The organism is Streptomyces sp. NPDC021012, from assembly GCF_044333355.1.
Lineage (GTDB): Bacteria > Actinomycetota > Actinomycetes > Streptomycetales > Streptomycetaceae > Streptomyces.
In genome coordinates, this window is the sequence record NZ_JBIRQU010000004.1 from 265,056 (window position 1) to 278,656 (window position 13,601).

General features: G+C 71.8%; 14 protein-coding genes. 6 read left to right on the forward strand and 8 right to left on the reverse strand.

Annotated features, from left to right (window positions below):
• Positions 1 to 18: 18 nt before the first annotated feature.
• The gene (locus ACH4TP_RS15375; RefSeq protein WP_398438095.1) at positions 19 to 1,062 is read right to left on the reverse strand and encodes a M4 family metallopeptidase; all 1,044 of its coding nucleotides are present in this window, start codon (positions 1,060 to 1,062) and stop codon (positions 19 to 21) included.
• A gap of 329 nt (positions 1,063 to 1,391) precedes the next feature.
• On the opposite strand from ACH4TP_RS15375, the gene leuA reads away from it, so the two are divergent.
• From leuA to ACH4TP_RS15390, 3 genes are all read left to right on the forward strand, one after another.
• Positions 1,392 to 3,155 (forward strand): 2-isopropylmalate synthase, encoded by a 1,764-nt coding sequence (gene leuA / locus ACH4TP_RS15380; protein ID WP_389221774.1) that lies wholly within the window; start codon positions 1,392 to 1,394, stop codon positions 3,153 to 3,155.
• A gap of 181 nt (positions 3,156 to 3,336) precedes the next feature.
• The gene (locus tag ACH4TP_RS15385) at positions 3,337 to 4,653 is read left to right on the forward strand and encodes a choice-of-anchor A family protein (RefSeq protein ID WP_398438097.1); all 1,317 of its coding nucleotides are present in this window, start codon (positions 3,337 to 3,339) and stop codon (positions 4,651 to 4,653) included.
• A 131-nt stretch (positions 4,654 to 4,784) separates the two neighbouring features.
• Positions 4,785 to 5,477 (forward strand): TerB family tellurite resistance protein, encoded by a 693-nt coding sequence (locus tag ACH4TP_RS15390; protein WP_389221770.1) that lies wholly within the window; start codon positions 4,785 to 4,787, stop codon positions 5,475 to 5,477.
• A gap of 10 nt (positions 5,478 to 5,487) precedes the next feature.
• Here the strand turns inward: ACH4TP_RS15390 and ACH4TP_RS15395 are convergent, their stop codons facing one another.
• On the reverse strand, positions 5,488 to 6,330 hold the full coding sequence (locus tag ACH4TP_RS15395; RefSeq protein ID WP_398438099.1) for a hypothetical protein: 843 nt from the start codon (positions 6,328 to 6,330) through the stop codon (positions 5,488 to 5,490).
• Between the two features lie 41 nt (positions 6,331 to 6,371).
• Between ACH4TP_RS15395 and ACH4TP_RS15400 the strand changes: the two genes are divergently transcribed.
• Positions 6,372 to 6,818, forward strand: coding sequence for a hypothetical protein (locus ACH4TP_RS15400; RefSeq protein WP_398178497.1), 447 nt, complete (start codon positions 6,372 to 6,374; stop codon positions 6,816 to 6,818).
• A 21-nt stretch (positions 6,819 to 6,839) separates the two neighbouring features.
• On the opposite strand, the gene ACH4TP_RS15405 is transcribed toward ACH4TP_RS15400, so the two are convergent.
• From ACH4TP_RS15405 to ACH4TP_RS15415, 3 genes are all read right to left on the reverse strand, one after another.
• Complete coding sequence (locus ACH4TP_RS15405; RefSeq protein WP_398438101.1) at positions 6,840 to 8,297, reverse strand: LuxR family transcriptional regulator; 1,458 nt, start codon at positions 8,295 to 8,297, stop codon at positions 6,840 to 6,842.
• 64 nt (positions 8,298 to 8,361) lie between these two features.
• Positions 8,362 to 9,732, reverse strand: coding sequence for an FAD-dependent oxidoreductase (locus tag ACH4TP_RS15410; protein ID WP_389221762.1), 1,371 nt, complete (start codon positions 9,730 to 9,732; stop codon positions 8,362 to 8,364).
• Positions 9,733 to 9,869: 137 nt separating this feature from the next.
• Complete coding sequence (locus tag ACH4TP_RS15415; protein ID WP_398438103.1) at positions 9,870 to 10,703, reverse strand: hypothetical protein; 834 nt, start codon at positions 10,701 to 10,703, stop codon at positions 9,870 to 9,872.
• Positions 10,704 to 10,860: 157 nt separating this feature from the next.
• Here ACH4TP_RS15415 and ACH4TP_RS15420 point away from each other — a divergent pair, with 157 nt between their 5' ends.
• Entirely contained in the window at positions 10,861 to 11,508 is a 648-nt protein-coding gene (locus ACH4TP_RS15420) for a DUF998 domain-containing protein (protein ID WP_398438104.1), read from the forward strand.
• Here ACH4TP_RS15420 and ACH4TP_RS15425 read toward each other — a convergent pair.
• A complete protein-coding gene (locus ACH4TP_RS15425; protein ID WP_398438106.1) occupies positions 11,495 to 12,406 on the reverse strand; it encodes a nuclease in 912 nt (303 codons plus the stop codon). The two genes, ACH4TP_RS15420 and ACH4TP_RS15425, sit on opposite strands and share 14 nt — an antisense overlap.
• A 103-nt stretch (positions 12,407 to 12,509) precedes the next feature.
• Between ACH4TP_RS15425 and ACH4TP_RS15430 the strand changes: the two genes are divergently transcribed.
• Positions 12,510 to 12,932, forward strand: a complete 423-nt coding sequence (locus ACH4TP_RS15430; RefSeq protein ID WP_398438107.1) for a hypothetical protein — start codon at positions 12,510 to 12,512, stop codon at positions 12,930 to 12,932.
• Here the strand turns inward: ACH4TP_RS15430 and ACH4TP_RS15435 are convergent.
• Both ACH4TP_RS15435 and ACH4TP_RS15440 read right to left on the reverse strand, forming a co-directional pair.
• Entirely contained in the window at positions 12,922 to 13,116 is a 195-nt protein-coding gene (locus ACH4TP_RS15435) for a DUF397 domain-containing protein (protein ID WP_398438109.1), read from the reverse strand. The two genes, ACH4TP_RS15430 and ACH4TP_RS15435, sit on opposite strands and share 11 nt — an antisense overlap.
• The coding region (locus tag ACH4TP_RS15440) for a DUF5753 domain-containing protein (RefSeq protein WP_398438111.1) at positions 13,098 to 13,601 on the reverse strand (504 nt) is incomplete at its 5' end. The genes ACH4TP_RS15440 and ACH4TP_RS15435, both read right to left, overlap by 19 nt.

Genomic DNA, 13,601 nt, shown 5'->3' on the forward strand with positions numbered 1-13,601 from the left:
GCCCTGTCTACCAGCCGGTCAGCTCGTGGGCACCCCCACGGACGACCACGCCTTGAGGACCGCCTGGACCTCGTCGCTCTCGCCGTACAGCGTCCGGGCCGCCGCCACGGTGGCCCGAGCGAAGTCGGCGAAGTCGGCGTCCGACGCCAGCGTGCCGCCGGTCATCACGTCGAACCAGATCCGTCCGGCCCGCTCCCAGGCGTTGCCGCCGAGCTCGGTGGCGAGCAGGTAGAAGGCGTGGTTGGGGATGCCCGAGTTGATGTGGACCCCGCCGTTGTCGCGGCTGGTGCGGACGTAGTCGTCCATCGTCGCGGGCTGCGGGTCCTTGCCGAGGACGTCGTCGTCGTACGCCGTGCCCGGCTCCTTCATGGAGCGCAGCGCCACGCCGCTGTCCACGGACGGTCCGAGGAGCCCGGCTCCGATCAGCCAGTCGGCCTGCTCGGCGGTCTGCCCGAGGGCGTACTGCTTCACGAGCGAGCCGAAGACGTCGGAGACGGACTCGTTGAGCGCGCCCGACTGGCCGTAGTACTCCAGGCCCGCCGTGTACTGGGTGAAGCCGTGGGTCAGCTCGTGGCCGATGACGTCCACCGGGAGGGTGAAGTCGAGGAAGATCTCGCCGTCCCCGTCCCCGAAGACCATCTGCTCGCCGTCCCAGAAGGCGTTGTTGTACTGCCGGTCGTAGTGGACGGTGGCGTTGAGGGGCAGGCCCGTCCCGTCCACCGAGTCGCGTCCGTAGGCCTGCTGGAAGAGGTCGAAGGTGGCGCCGAGGCCCGCGTAGGCCCGGTTGACGGTGGCGTCGGAGGTGGGGTCGTCACCCTCGGCGCGGACCTTCCTCCCCGGCAGTGTGGCGGTGTGCCCGGTGTCGAAGATCGTGCGCTTCGGCTTCCCGGTGGGCGAGGACTCCGGGGCGGCGATGCCCCGCAGCGCGGTCACGCGGCGGCGGGTCCGCAGGGCGCCGTCGTGCTCCAGGGTGCGGCGCGCGGCGTCGTTGCCGTCCTGGGCCAGCTTGTCGAGGACGTGGGGCGGGACGATCGAGCAGAAGACAGGCGTGTGGGGAGTCATGCCAGCAATGTGGCACTGCGTACCGTCGGTGTCACGAGCAGCGACGAGGATTGGCGAAATGGAGTGATGGGTCACCTTTCCGCCTTGACGCGGGCCCCGTCTTGCATACTGAAACAGGACGTCCGCCTTCCACGGACCTGGGCTATGGTGACGCACATCATGCGTTTCGGGCTGCTTCTCCTTAGCTGCCGCGGCGAGGGCCTGTAGTCGTAGGCCGACCCCCTCCCCGCGGGTTTCGGTGTTGCGTCACGTCGGCCTCCCCCAAGCTCTCGACTTCGCTCGAGCAGGGGGGACCCCCTCTCCCGCAGGACCCCGAGGAGCCCTACGCAATGTCCCAGTCGCCTTTCGTCAGCCGCCCGACGCCCGTCACCAACGCGACCCACACGCAGCAGCCGTCCGGGATGCCGATCCACAAGTACGGCCAGTACGAGGCCGTGGACATCCCCGACCGGACCTGGCCCGAGAAGCGCATCACCAAGGCGCCCCGCTGGCTGTCCACCGACCTGCGCGACGGCAACCAGGCCCTGATCGACCCGATGTCCCCGGCCCGCAAGCGCGAGATGTTCGACCTGCTCGTACGCATGGGCTACAAGGAGATCGAGGTCGGCTTCCCGTCCTCCGGCGAGACCGACTTCGCGTTCGTGCGCTCCATCATCGAAGAGGGCGCGATCCCGGACGACGTCACCATCTCCGTCCTGACCCAGGCCCGCGAGGACCTGATCGAGCGGACCGTGGAGTCCCTGAAGGGCGCCAAGCGCGCCACGGTCCACCTGTACAACGCGACCGCCCCGACCTTCCGCCGGGTCGTCTTCCGCGGCTCGAAGGACGACATCAAGCAGATCGCCGTCGACGGCACCCGCCTGGTGATGGAGTACGCGGAGAAGCTGCTGGGCCCGGAGACCACCTTCGGCTACCAGTACAGCCCCGAGATCTTCACCGACACCGAGCTGGACTTCGCCCTGGAGGTCTGCGAGGCGGTCTGCGACGTCTGGCAGCCCGGTCCGGGCCGCGAGATCATCCTCAACCTGCCCGCCACCGTGGAGCGTTCGACGCCGTCCACGCACGCGGACCGGTTCGAGTGGATGGCCCGGAACCTGACCCGCCGCGAGTACGTCTGCATCTCCGTCCACCCGCACAACGACCGCGGCACGGCCGTGGCCGCGGCCGAGCTGGCCGTCATGGCCGGCGCCGACCGCATCGAGGGCTGCCTGTTCGGGCAGGGCGAGCGGACCGGCAACGTCGACCTGGTGACGCTGGGCATGAACCTGTTCTCGCAGGGCGTCGACCCGCAGATCGACTTCTCGCAGATCGACGAGATCCGCCGCACCTCCGAGTACTGCAACCAGATGGAGGTCCACCCGCGCCACCCCTACGCGGGCGACCTGGTCTACACCGCCTTCTCCGGCTCCCACCAGGACGCCATCAAGAAGGGCTTCGACGCCATGGAGGCCGACGCGGCCGCCCGGGGCAAGACCGTCGACGAGATCGAGTGGGCCGTCCCGTACCTGCCGATCGACCCGAAGGACGTCGGCCGCTCCTACGAGGCCGTCATCCGGGTCAACTCGCAGTCCGGCAAGGGCGGCATCGCGTACGTCCTGAAGAACGACCACAAGCTGGACCTGCCCCGCCGGATGCAGATCGAGTTCTCGAAGATCATCCAGCAGAAGACCGACACCGAGGGCGGCGAGGTCACGCCGGCCGCGATCTGGGGCGTCTTCCAGGACGAGTACCTGCCCAACCCGGACAACGCCTGGGGGCGCATCCAGCTGCGCTCCGGTCAGTCGACCTCGGACACGGACGGCACCGACACCCTGCGCGTCGAGGCGGTCGTCGACGGCGTCGACACCGTCCTGACCGGCTCCGGCAACGGTCCGATCTCCGCGTTCTTCGACGCCCTGCAGTCCATCGGCGTCGACGCCCGCCTGCTGGACTACCAGGAGCACACGATGAGCGAGGGCGCCTCCGCGCAGGCCGCCTCGTACATCGAGTGCGCCATCGACGGCAAGGTCCTGTGGGGCATCGGCATCGACGCCAACACGACCCGCGCCTCCCTGAAGGCGGTCGTCTCGGCGGTCAACCGCTCCGCCCGCTGACCCCTCGCACCACCCCCGGACGCCGCCGACTGTGACCTCCGTCACGCCTTTAGCTTGACTTAAGGAGGAACAGTCGGCGGCGTCCGATTTTCCGGGATATGGGAGAAGTTGACGGGACATCAGGGCGTGCCGGAAGGTCGGCTTCACATCCCCTCCACACCTCCCCGACCTGGAGTTCCGCATGCGCACGACCGCTGCCGTGGCCGCCGTCCTCGCGGTGACCGGCGCCGCCATCGGCTGGGCCCCCGCCGCTTCCGCCACCCCCGCGGAGTGCGTGACGCAACCGCTCGGCACGGCCGGTCTGTACGCCGAGTTCATCGAGAAGGACTCCGTCCGCCACGCGGACTCCGAGGGCGCGGTCGCGGTCGGCGGCGACGCCACCTTCGGCGAGCCGGGACTGTCCGGCTTCTCCGTCGGCTCCAAGCTCTCCGACGCCGACCTCGCCAAGCTGCCCGGCGGCCACAGCCTCGTCGTCGGCGGCACCCTCAAGGCCAACGGCGTGGTCCTGGTGAAGGGCTCCGGCATAGCCGGCAAGGTCGTCGACGACTCCCGGGGCGGCGGCTTCGGCGTCGACGGCGACAAGGTCGCGACCGGACCCTCCCCGATCGACTTCGGCAAGGAGTTCACCGAGCTCCGCAAGCGCTCCACCGCCTGGGCGGGAATCAAGCCCAACGGCGAGGCGGCCGTCGACGGGCGCAGCCTCTACCTCACCGGCACCGACGCGAAGCTGAACGTCTTCGCCCTGAGCAGCGCCGACCTGGAGAAGGCCGGCGAGATCTACCTCAAGGTCCCGGTGGGCTCCTCCACCCTCGTGAACGTCATCGGCGCCTCGTACGACATGCAGTCCAAGCCCACCTCGGGCGTCTGGATCTCCGAGGGCGGCGCGTACGTCCAGGACGACTACGACCGGCACACCGACGGCCACAAGAGCATCCGCTCCAAGCTGCTGTGGAACTTCCCGCAGGCCGAGACCGTCAAGAAGAACTACGCCGCCTGGCCCGGCGCGATCCTCGCCCCCAACGCCGCCGTCAGCATGGGAAGCAAGGGCGGCTACGGCCCCGGCCACATCAACGGCTCCGTGATCGCCGAGTCGCTGGACACCGTCCCCGGCGCCGAGACCCACCAGATGAACTTCACCGGCTGCCTCCCCGAGGTGACCACCCCCGGCCCGGTCGTCACCCCCGGGACGCCCAAGCCGACCGACACCCCCGCGCCCAAGCCCTCGACCACCACCCCGGCGCCCGAGGGCACGCCGACCGCCCCGGAGGGCACCGGGACCCCCTCCGCGTCGCCCTCCACCCCGGGCGCCCCGGGCGAGACCCCCGGCGGGACCCCCTCCGGCTCGGCCCCGGCCCCGGCGCCGTCCGCCACCCCGGAGGGTGATCTCGCGACGACCGGTTCGGCCATCGGTCCGGGCGCGATCGGAGCCGCCGTGGCGGCCGTCCTCGTCGGCGGCGGCTTCCTGGCCTTCGCGAAGCGCCGTCGCCGCACTTCCTGAGCCCGCGAGAGCGATGGCATGTCTCGGCCAACTAGGGGGCGAACTCCTGACGGGGTGCTGACGCCACATCGAGGATGTGGCTAACATCACGCCAACGCCGGCAGTGCAGCCGGGCCGTTGAGGAGGTGCGTGTGCGGTCTGCCCGGAATTCACGTGGTGGGAAACTCGGCATCTGCGGAATCCGCACCTCCTGGAACACCGTCGGAGACGGCGAGTTCTTCTGCGAGGAGTGCGGGGGCGACCGCAACTACCGGCGGCGCACCGGCCGCCGCAGGTTCGCCGTCCTGGGCGTCCCCGTCCTGCCCCGGGGCTGTACCGGCCCCGTCGTCGAGTGCGCCGCCTGCCACACGCACTTCGGTACGGAGGTGCTCGACCACCCGACGACGGGCCGCTTCTCGGCGATGCTGCGGGACGCCGTGCACACCGTCGCCCTGGCCGTCCTCGCGGCCGGCGGCACCGACTCCGGCGAGGCCCTGGACCGGGCCGTCAGCGCGGTCCGGTCCGCCGGCTTCGCCGAGTGCACGGCCGTCCAGCTCGTCGACCTCGTCGAGGCCCTGGAGGCCGACACCGGGCGCTTCATGCCCGAGGTGAACCCCGAGGGCACGCTCCTCGCGATCGAGCTCCACGAGGCCCTGGAGCCGCTCACCCCGCACCTGGCCCCCGCCGGGCGCGAGTCGATCCTGCTCCAGGCCGCCCGGATCGCCCTCGCGGACGGCCCCTACAGCCCGGCCGAGACCGAGGTCCTCGGCACCGTCGGGAACGCGCTCGCGCTCGCCCCCGAGGACACCGTCCGCCTCCTCGCCTCGGCCCGCACGGTCTCCTAGCCGGGGCCCGTCAGCCGAAGGCGGGCAGCGCGAGGGCGACCGCGCCCCAGCAGGGGAGCGCCGCGAGGGCGAGGAGGACCACGCCTCCGATCAGCGTTCCGACGAGGGAGCCCGTGCCCTTGTGGGGGACCGCCCGCTGCGGTTTCCGCGGGTGGTAGGCGACCCTGATGGTCTCGCCCCTGGCCTTGTCCCCGGCGCCGACGGGACGGAGCCTTCCGGTGGCGTCCGTGTACGCGTAGGTGCCCCGGCCCTCGATGAGGACGGGGTCCGCCTCCACGGTGATGCCGTGGCGGGGCAGGTACCAGTCGCTCCACGCCGACCACAGCGCCAGCCAGGCGAGGAAGCCGAAGGCCCCGGCGACGAAGCCGAGCATCAGCACCGCGACCGCCCGGTCCAGGTCCTTCCCGGCGAACCCGACGACCGCGGAGAGCACGACGGGCGGCAGGCCGAACGCCAGAGGGGCCCAGATGAGGGCGGCTTCGGCCTTCTCCTCTTCCGCCTGCTCGTCCTCCTCCGCCTCCGGACCGCCCAGGACGGTGACGGTGACGAGGGTCGAGCCGTCGACCGGCTCCTCCCCGGCGGCGCGGTCCGGCAGCGCGCCGTTCACGGCGTCCGCGAAGACGCCGGCGGCGGCCCTGCTCACGTCCTCGATCCGGTACGAGACCGCCTCGGCCTCGGCCGGAGCCGTCAACTCGACGGTGACGTCGCGCCCTTCGGCGCGGACCCGCGCGACCGCGGCCAGCGGGATGCGCACCTCCTCGCGGGGACGGCGCAGCAGCAACGCCTCGCCCTCGGAGCGGAGTTCGGCGTTCCCGTCCCCCAGGAGGACGGGTATGGACGAAGAGATCGACATGGGGGTGATGGTAGGACCTGTGTTGCCGTACCGTCCGCCCTGTGAACATGGTGAACGTGGTACTCGTCTGTGCCGCCGTCGTGTCCGTGCCGGCCTGCGTCTTCAGCCTGATGGTGATGGCCGGTTCGCGGCAGGAGGCGAAGAAGATGAAGGTGCTCGAGGAGACGGGCGTCCTGGTCCAGGCCCGGCTGGCGCACCTGGTGCCGTTCGGCAACAGGGGCACCGCGCACGTCCGGTACGAGTTCCCGGGGCTGAACGGGGAGACCGCCCGGTACGACACGGGCGTGTCGGCCTACCCGGTCCACGTGGTGGGAGAGACGTACCCGCTCGTCCACCACCCCCGGAACGTGAAGAGCGTGTACCAGGGGACGAGGAAGGCCGTCCGCACGGAGCGCAGGGCCCAGGAGGGCTTCATGAAGGGCGCCGGCTGGATCGCCTGCTTCTTCTTCCTGACGGGCGCCCTCTCGATCACGGCCCTGGCCCTCTGAGGCCCTTCCCGTAGAGGGCGTTCAGACCGGTACGGCCCCGAGCCGCTCGAACGCCGCCCGCGCCGCGCCCCGTTCCCGGCGGGCCGCCGCCCCGTCGCCCAGCGCCCGGAAGGCCGCCGCGACCAGCGTCCGCGTCCGCGCCGCCTCGTACGGCACCCGCAGGGCCAGCCAGCCGGCGAGCGCCGGGCGCAGCAGCCGCAGCGCGGGCTCCGGCCGGGCCTCCGCGAGCGCCACCGCGCCCCGCGCCGAGCAGGCCATCGCCCGGAGCAGCGGTACGTCCCCGGCCAGCACCTCCAGCGCGCCCGCCGCGCCCGCCGCCCCCGGCACGTCGCGGACGGCGAGGGCCACCTCGGTCCTGGCGGCGAGCAGCCGGGCCCGGCCGAGGAGGTCGTGGCGGGGATCGCTCTGGCAGGCGAGCGCCAGCTCGACGCCCGCCACCGCCGCCTCGGCCCGCCCCTGCGCGAGCCGCAGCAGCGCGAGCCCCGGCTGCGGGATCCTGCCCAGCTCGTGGGCGTGCGCGTACGAGACGGCGGCCTCCTCCAGGCGGCCCTGGCGCCGCTGGACGTCCCCGGCGGTGCAGTACGCGGCGGCCGCCGCGTCCAGGCGGTCCGCCGGCACCTCCCGGCACGCCTGCCGCGCCTCCGCCTCCGCGAGCGCCCACGCCCCGAGGAGGTCGAGCACCCGCACCCGGTGCGCCCGGCACATCCCGCGGAAGGGGTTCTCGCCGGAGGGGACGGGGCCCGTGCCGGCCGTGTGCGCCGGGCGGCCCGTCCACGGGGGCGCGCACCACTCCATCGCCGCGTTCGTCCACTCCACCGCGCGGCCCAGCTCCGCCGCCTCCCCGCACCGGGTCAGGGCCAGGTCGTACAGCAGGCCCGTGAACAGGCCGGTCAGTTCGCCCGCCGTGACCGCGCGCATCGCCTCGTCCAGGAGCGCCAGGGCCTCGGCGCGGCGGCCGTGCGCGAGGAGGACCGAGGCCTCGGCCTGGCGGCTCAGGGCGAGCAGGTCGGGGCTGCCGGAGCGGAGGGCGAGCCGGGTCATCCGGTGGGTCGCGGCGAGGGCGGCCGCGCGGTCGCCGCGGGCCGTCGCCTGCTCCGCGTCGGTCCAGGCGGGGAAGCACTGCTCGGGGCAGGGCGGCTCGTCGTCCAGGTGGTGGTGGGCCCGGTGCAGCCAGCCGGCCGCCGCCGCGGGCCGCCCCAGGCCCGCGTACTCGTACGAGAGCCACCAGGAGGCGAGCCCCGCGCCCCGGTGGTCGCCGCCCGCCACGTACGCCGCGTGGGCCCGCAGCCGGGCCGCGACGGACTCGTCCACATGACCCGACCACCAGGCGGCGTCGGCCAGGATCATCAGGTCGCCGGCGGTCGGCGCGCGGGAGGGGTGGGCGTCGTGGGCGTGCAGCAGCCCGTACGCCTCGGACCAGGACTCCCGGGTCGCCGCGTCCCTCGCCCGCGCGATCCGGTCGATCGTGGGTGCGGACATGGCCCTCACCTCTTCCGGGTCCTTTCAGGGTAGGACCGGGAAGAGGTGAGGGCCCCGCGAACCCCTACTTGATGGCGCCGCTGGCGCGCAGCATGTCCTCGCGCTCGACGATCTTCACGCGCTCGCGGCCCTGCGGCTCGCCGAGCGCCTTCTCGGCGGCGTCGAGGGCGTACCAGCCCTCCCACGTCGTGTACGTGACGCCCTTGCCCTCCAGGAAGGACACGACCGCGTCCTCCTCCGGGGTCCCCGGGGTGAGCAGGCGCCCGTTCGCGAAGTCGTCCAGGAGGTTCGCCACGGTCTCGTTGGCGTCGCCCTTGGTGTGGCCGATGAGACCGACGGGACCGCGCCGGATCCAGCCGGTGCAGTACGTGGAGGCCATGTGCTCGCCGGTCTCCTCCAGCACGCGGCCGCCCTGGTCCGGGATGGTGCCGGAGACGGCGTCCCACGGGATCTTGGGCAGCTCGTCGGAGAGGTAGCCGACGGCCCGGTACACGGCCTGGACGTCCCAGTCGGTGGTGGTGCCGGTGCCCTTGACGTTGCCCGTGCCGTCGAGCTCGGTGCGCTCGGTGCGCAGGCCGACGACCTGCCCGTCCTCGCCGAGGATCTCGACGGGGGACTCGAAGAAGTGCAGGAAGAGCTTGTGCGGGCGGTCGCCGACGTCGCGGATCGCCCAGTTCTCCAGGGTCTTGGCGACCATGTCGGTCTGCTTGTTCTTGCGGCGCTCGGCGATCGAGCCCTCGTCGTAGTCGATGTCCTCGGGGTTGACGATGACCTCGATGTTCGGCGAGTGGTCGAGCTCGCGCAGCTCCATCGGGGAGAACTTCGCCTGCGCCGGACCGCGACGGCCGAAGACGTGGATCTCGACGGCCTTGTTGGCCTTGAGGCCGTCGTGGACGTTCGCCGGGATCTCCGTCGGGAGCAGCTCGTCCGCCGTCTTCGCGAGGATCCGCGCGATGTCCAGGGCCACGTTGCCGACGCCGAGGACCGCGACCTTCTCGGCCTCCAGGGGCCAGGTGCGCGGGACGTCCGGGTGGCCGTCGTACCAGGACGCGAAGTCGGCCGCGCCGTACGAGCCGTCGAGCTCCACGCCGGGGATGTTCAGCTCGCGGTCGAACATGGCGCCGGTGGAGAAGATCACCGCGTCGTAGAAGGAGCGCAGGTCGTCGAGGTGGACGTCGGTGCCGTAGTTCACGTTGCCGAAGAGGCGGACCTGCGGCTTGTCGAGGACCTGGTGGAGGGCGGTGATGATGCCCTTGATGCGCGGGTGGTCGGGTGCGACGCCGTAGCGGATCAGGCCGAACGGCGCGGGCATCCGCTCGAAGAGGTCGATCGACACGCCCGGCTCGGCGGCGGCGTCGGACTTCAGCAGCGCATCGGCGGCGTAGATCCCGGCGGGGCCGGCGCCGACGATCGCGACCCGGAGGGGGCGGGGCATGACGGGTTTCCCTTCGCAAGCGACGTGGCGGCGGAGCCGCCGACACTTAGGACACCCTAAATAACACCTCGCGCGGAGTGGTACCCACCCCCGGTCTATGGGCTCATAAGGCGAACTTATGACTTCCATAAGTAACTCTAGAAGGCGCCGGAGACCGACTCGGGATCGACGAAGGCCATGACCGCCCAGGCGACCGTACCGCCCAGGCCGGCGAGCGCGACGAGGGTGCAGAACAGGCCGATCGCGAGCTCCCCGCGCCGGAACAGGGCGGCCCTCGGGAGGACGACGTTCCCCGGGTCGACGGGGTCGTAGCTGACCTTGACGGCGATGCCGCCGGCCCAGGTGGACACATGGCGGATCAGCCCCGCCGGGTCCGTGTACAGGTACATCCCCGGCCTCTCCGGGACCTCGGCGGCGAAGGTCGTGATGCCGTGCCGGATCAGACGCCACTCGCGGTACCAGCCGGCCAGCGCGTTCGCGCCGACGGCGAGGGCCGCGACCGCGACGATCCCTCCGGGCGCGAAGGCGATCACGGCGACCGGCTCCCCGGCGACGGCGATGAGCACGCACGAGAGGACGAGCAGCCCGAAGCCGCCGGCCGCCACCCACATCACGCGCCGCAGCTTCCTCGCCCGCCGGCTCAGGGGAAGCTCGCGCGTCTCCACGAGGGCGGTCCCGTCGGCCGTCGTGTCCCGCCCCGGCGTCCCCGGCAGGACGGCGTTCACGGTCTCGGCGAACATGCCGGCCCCCGCCTCGCTCACCCCGTCGATCCTGTGCACGTAGCGGGTCGTCCCCGCCGGAGCCGTCAGCTCGACGGTGAGCTTCCGCCCCTCGGCCCGTATCCGCTCGATCGCCGCCAGCGGGATACGCGCCTCCTCGTGCGGGCGGCTCAGGAGCAGCGCGTCGCCTTCGAGTCGGAGGGAGGCCTTCCTGGAGCCCTGGACGACGGGTATGGACGGAGTGATCGGCATGGCGGAGATCGTAGGGGCGGGGCGCGGTTCACGGGAGGGGTGCCGCCCGGGAGTCGGGCGGCGCCCACTTCCGTTTCGTGGCACGGGGGTTGGCCCCATCCCGGGCGCGGGGGTCGCCACCATGTTCGCGGCCGGACCCGCGTGATCGGCTGGGCGGATGAGAGAACGCATCGGTTGTGCCGCGTGGATCGCGGGTGTGGGCCAGTTCTTCGTCGTCCACGGAATCGTGGAGTCCGCCTGGGTGCGTCCCTACAGCTGGGCCCACAACAACATCAGTGACCTGGGGAACGCGCTCTGCGCGCTCCAGAGCGAGCCGGAGCCCCGCTTCATATGCTCGCCCGAACACGGCCTCATGAACGGCTCGTTCGTCGTCCTCGGCGCCCTGCTCGCCGTCGGCGCCGTACTGACCGGCCCGCTCTGGCGCCGGGGCGCCGCCGCCGTCACGGCGCGGGTCCTCGTGGCCGGGGCCGGCCTCGGCTTCGTCCTCGCGGGCCTCGCGCCCGCCGACACCGACGAGAACCTGCACGTCCTCGGTGCCCTCCTCATCATGGGCCTGGGCAACATCGGCCTCGTGGCGGCGGGCGGCGGCCTGGCCCGGGAGCTGCCGGGCGCGCTGCGCCGGGCCACGAGCGCGCTCGGCCTCGTCGCGCTGACGGCCTTCGGACTCTTCCTGTCCCGCCACTACCTGGGCCTCGGCATGGGCGGCATGGAGCGCGTCGCCGCGCTGCCCGTCCTGCTGTGGGCACTGGCGGCGGGCGCGTACGGCCTCGGTCGACGGCCCGCGCGAGCGCTCACTTCGGCTTGAAGAGGATCTTCTCCGAAGGGATCGTCATCCTCACCGTGCCGCCGTTGGTGATCTCGACGATCCGGTGCAGCCCGATCTGCTCCTTCGGGTCGGGCTGCGTCAGGTCGAGGAACCTGTCCGCGGCCCCCGCCAGGTAGGTGAGGAAGCCGTCCAGCGTGGTGTTGCCGAGCGAGAAGTACTCCTTCAGGCGGCGGAAGAGCTTCGGGAGGATCACCACGTCGCCGGTGATCGAATCCATCCCGGTGATCTTCGCCCCGCTGAGGGTCACGTCATTCATCGAGTCGGTCGAGACGTTCCAGATGCCCTTGCCGACCCCCGTCTGCGCCTCCGCCTTGCCGTCGGCCAGCGCGTTGCGCAGCGCGGGAAGCAGGCCCTCGTAGAACGTCGGATACACCAGGCCCTCGGAGAGCAGGTGGTAGTTGGCCGTCCTCTCCTTCAGGAGCTTCACCGACACGTCCAGCTCATAGCCGCTGGCCCCCGGCGGCTCCCCCGCACAGGCGAACGCCACACAGCGGCCGAAGACGTCGGCGCCGTTGGTGAGGATGAAGCCCGGGACCGACGCCGGGGTCGCCGAGATCATGTCGTGCGGGTGGTGCGGGTCGGGGGTCCGCCGGATGTCGCTGAAACCGAGGAACGTCAGCAGCGCGTCCGTCGCCTGGTCGCCGAACTTCGCCGGCTGGCGCTTCTCGTCCCCGTAGTTCCCCGAGTAGTGCGTCTCCAACGCGTCGATGCCTTCGAGCCGGATGTCGACGTGCCCGTCCCGCGCCGGCTGGGGCTTCTCACAGCCCCGGACGAGCTTCCACTCGCCCACGTAGTCCGGAATGAAGGGGACGGTGTCCCCGTCGGGGGCCGTGAAGCCCGAGAGATGGAAGGATCCCTTGATCAGCAGCATGGGCATGGTGACTCCCACGGCGATGTGCGTGCGGCATGGAAGGGAACCGGTTCTCCTCCTTCCATGCTGCGACCGCGCGCGGCGGAGTGCCAACGGGGGAGGGACGGCCATGAGCCGACGCGGCAGCAGATGGACGCTCGACGAGGAGAACTGGTCGCAGCCCTGGTGGATACCCCTCACCGCCGTGGTGTTGGCCGCCGTGACCTGGGGCCTCCTCGGCCTCGTCGAAGGCGGCTGCCGAACCGGCCCCCGCGGCGGCTGCGTTGCCGCCGCGGGGTACCGGCTGAACGGTTGGGTCCTCGCCCTCGCCGCCGTACCCGCGTACGTCGTCGTCATCACCGGCCTGGCCGCAGACCGCTGGCCGCCCGCCCTCGGCCTCACCCTCGGCGGGACGGCCTGCGCGGCGTACGTCCTGACGCAGGGGCGTACGCCGGCGCACTTGGCCATCGCGGGCGTGCTCCTCGTCCTCGCGGCGCTCGCGCCCGCGCTGACGTGGTGGCGCAGGCGTCAGGCGGCGCCGCTCACGCCTTGATGTCGGCGAGGAAGGCGGTCCAGGCGGTGGCGGGGACGAGGAGGACGGGGCCGTCGGTGATTTTGCTGTCGCGGACCGGGACAACACCGGGGATGTTGTCGAGGACCTCGACGCAGTTGCCGCCTTCACCATTGCTGTAGCTGCTCTTGCGCCAGTGGGCGTTGTTCAGGTCGTACGTGCGCATCGTCTGAAGTCCTCCGCCGCCGATTCGATCAGGGCCAGGGACGCCTCCGGCGACAAGGCGGCGACCCTGAGCAGATCGTAGGCGCGCTGTACACGCTTCACTGCTGCCGGATCATCCAGGAGCGTCCCCGAAAACGAGGTCTCTGTATAGGCGGTTGGCGGCTGGTCGTCGAACTCCATGAGCCGGAGCGAGCCATCCATGGAGGCGTGTGCGCCTGCGGCCCGAGGCAGCACGGCCACCAGCACCCGCCGCTCCCTTATCAGGGCCGTGATGTGATCCAGCGTTGCCGCCATCACCGCCGGGCCTCCCACGGGTGTGCGCACCGCGTTCTCGTGCAGGATCACCCAGTACTCGGGCCTTGTAGCGTCCGCGAGGATCCTCGCTCGGTCCATCCGCGAGGTGACCTTCTCCTCGATGTACTCCTCCGTGACGAACGGGTTCGCCGCCACCGTCACCGCCCGCGCGTACTCCGCTGTCTGCAACAC

Excerpts from the sequence above, each read along its gene's own strand:
- ACH4TP_RS15375 (WP_398438095.1), bottom strand. The coding sequence starts at position 1,062 with ATGACTCCCCACACGCCTGTCTTCTGCTCGATCGTCCCGCCCCACGTC.
- leuA (WP_389221774.1), top strand. The coding sequence starts at position 1,392 with ATGTCCCAGTCGCCTTTCGTCAGCCGCCCGACGCCCGTCACCAACGCG.
- ACH4TP_RS15385 (WP_398438097.1), top strand. The coding sequence starts at position 3,337 with ATGCGCACGACCGCTGCCGTGGCCGCCGTCCTCGCGGTGACCGGCGCC.
- ACH4TP_RS15395 (WP_398438099.1), bottom strand. The coding sequence starts at position 6,330 with ATGTCGATCTCTTCGTCCATACCCGTCCTCCTGGGGGACGGGAACGCC.
- ACH4TP_RS15405 (WP_398438101.1), bottom strand. The coding sequence starts at position 8,297 with ATGTCCGCACCCACGATCGACCGGATCGCGCGGGCGAGGGACGCGGCG.
- ACH4TP_RS15410 (WP_389221762.1), bottom strand. The coding sequence starts at position 9,732 with ATGCCCCGCCCCCTCCGGGTCGCGATCGTCGGCGCCGGCCCCGCCGGG.
- ACH4TP_RS15415 (WP_398438103.1), bottom strand. The coding sequence starts at position 10,703 with ATGCCGATCACTCCGTCCATACCCGTCGTCCAGGGCTCCAGGAAGGCC.
- ACH4TP_RS15420 (WP_398438104.1), top strand. The coding sequence starts at position 10,861 with ATGAGAGAACGCATCGGTTGTGCCGCGTGGATCGCGGGTGTGGGCCAG.
- ACH4TP_RS15425 (WP_398438106.1), bottom strand. The coding sequence starts at position 12,406 with ATGCCCATGCTGCTGATCAAGGGATCCTTCCATCTCTCGGGCTTCACG.
- ACH4TP_RS15430 (WP_398438107.1), top strand. The coding sequence starts at position 12,510 with ATGAGCCGACGCGGCAGCAGATGGACGCTCGACGAGGAGAACTGGTCG.
- ACH4TP_RS15435 (WP_398438109.1), bottom strand. The coding sequence starts at position 13,116 with ATGCGCACGTACGACCTGAACAACGCCCACTGGCGCAAGAGCAGCTAC.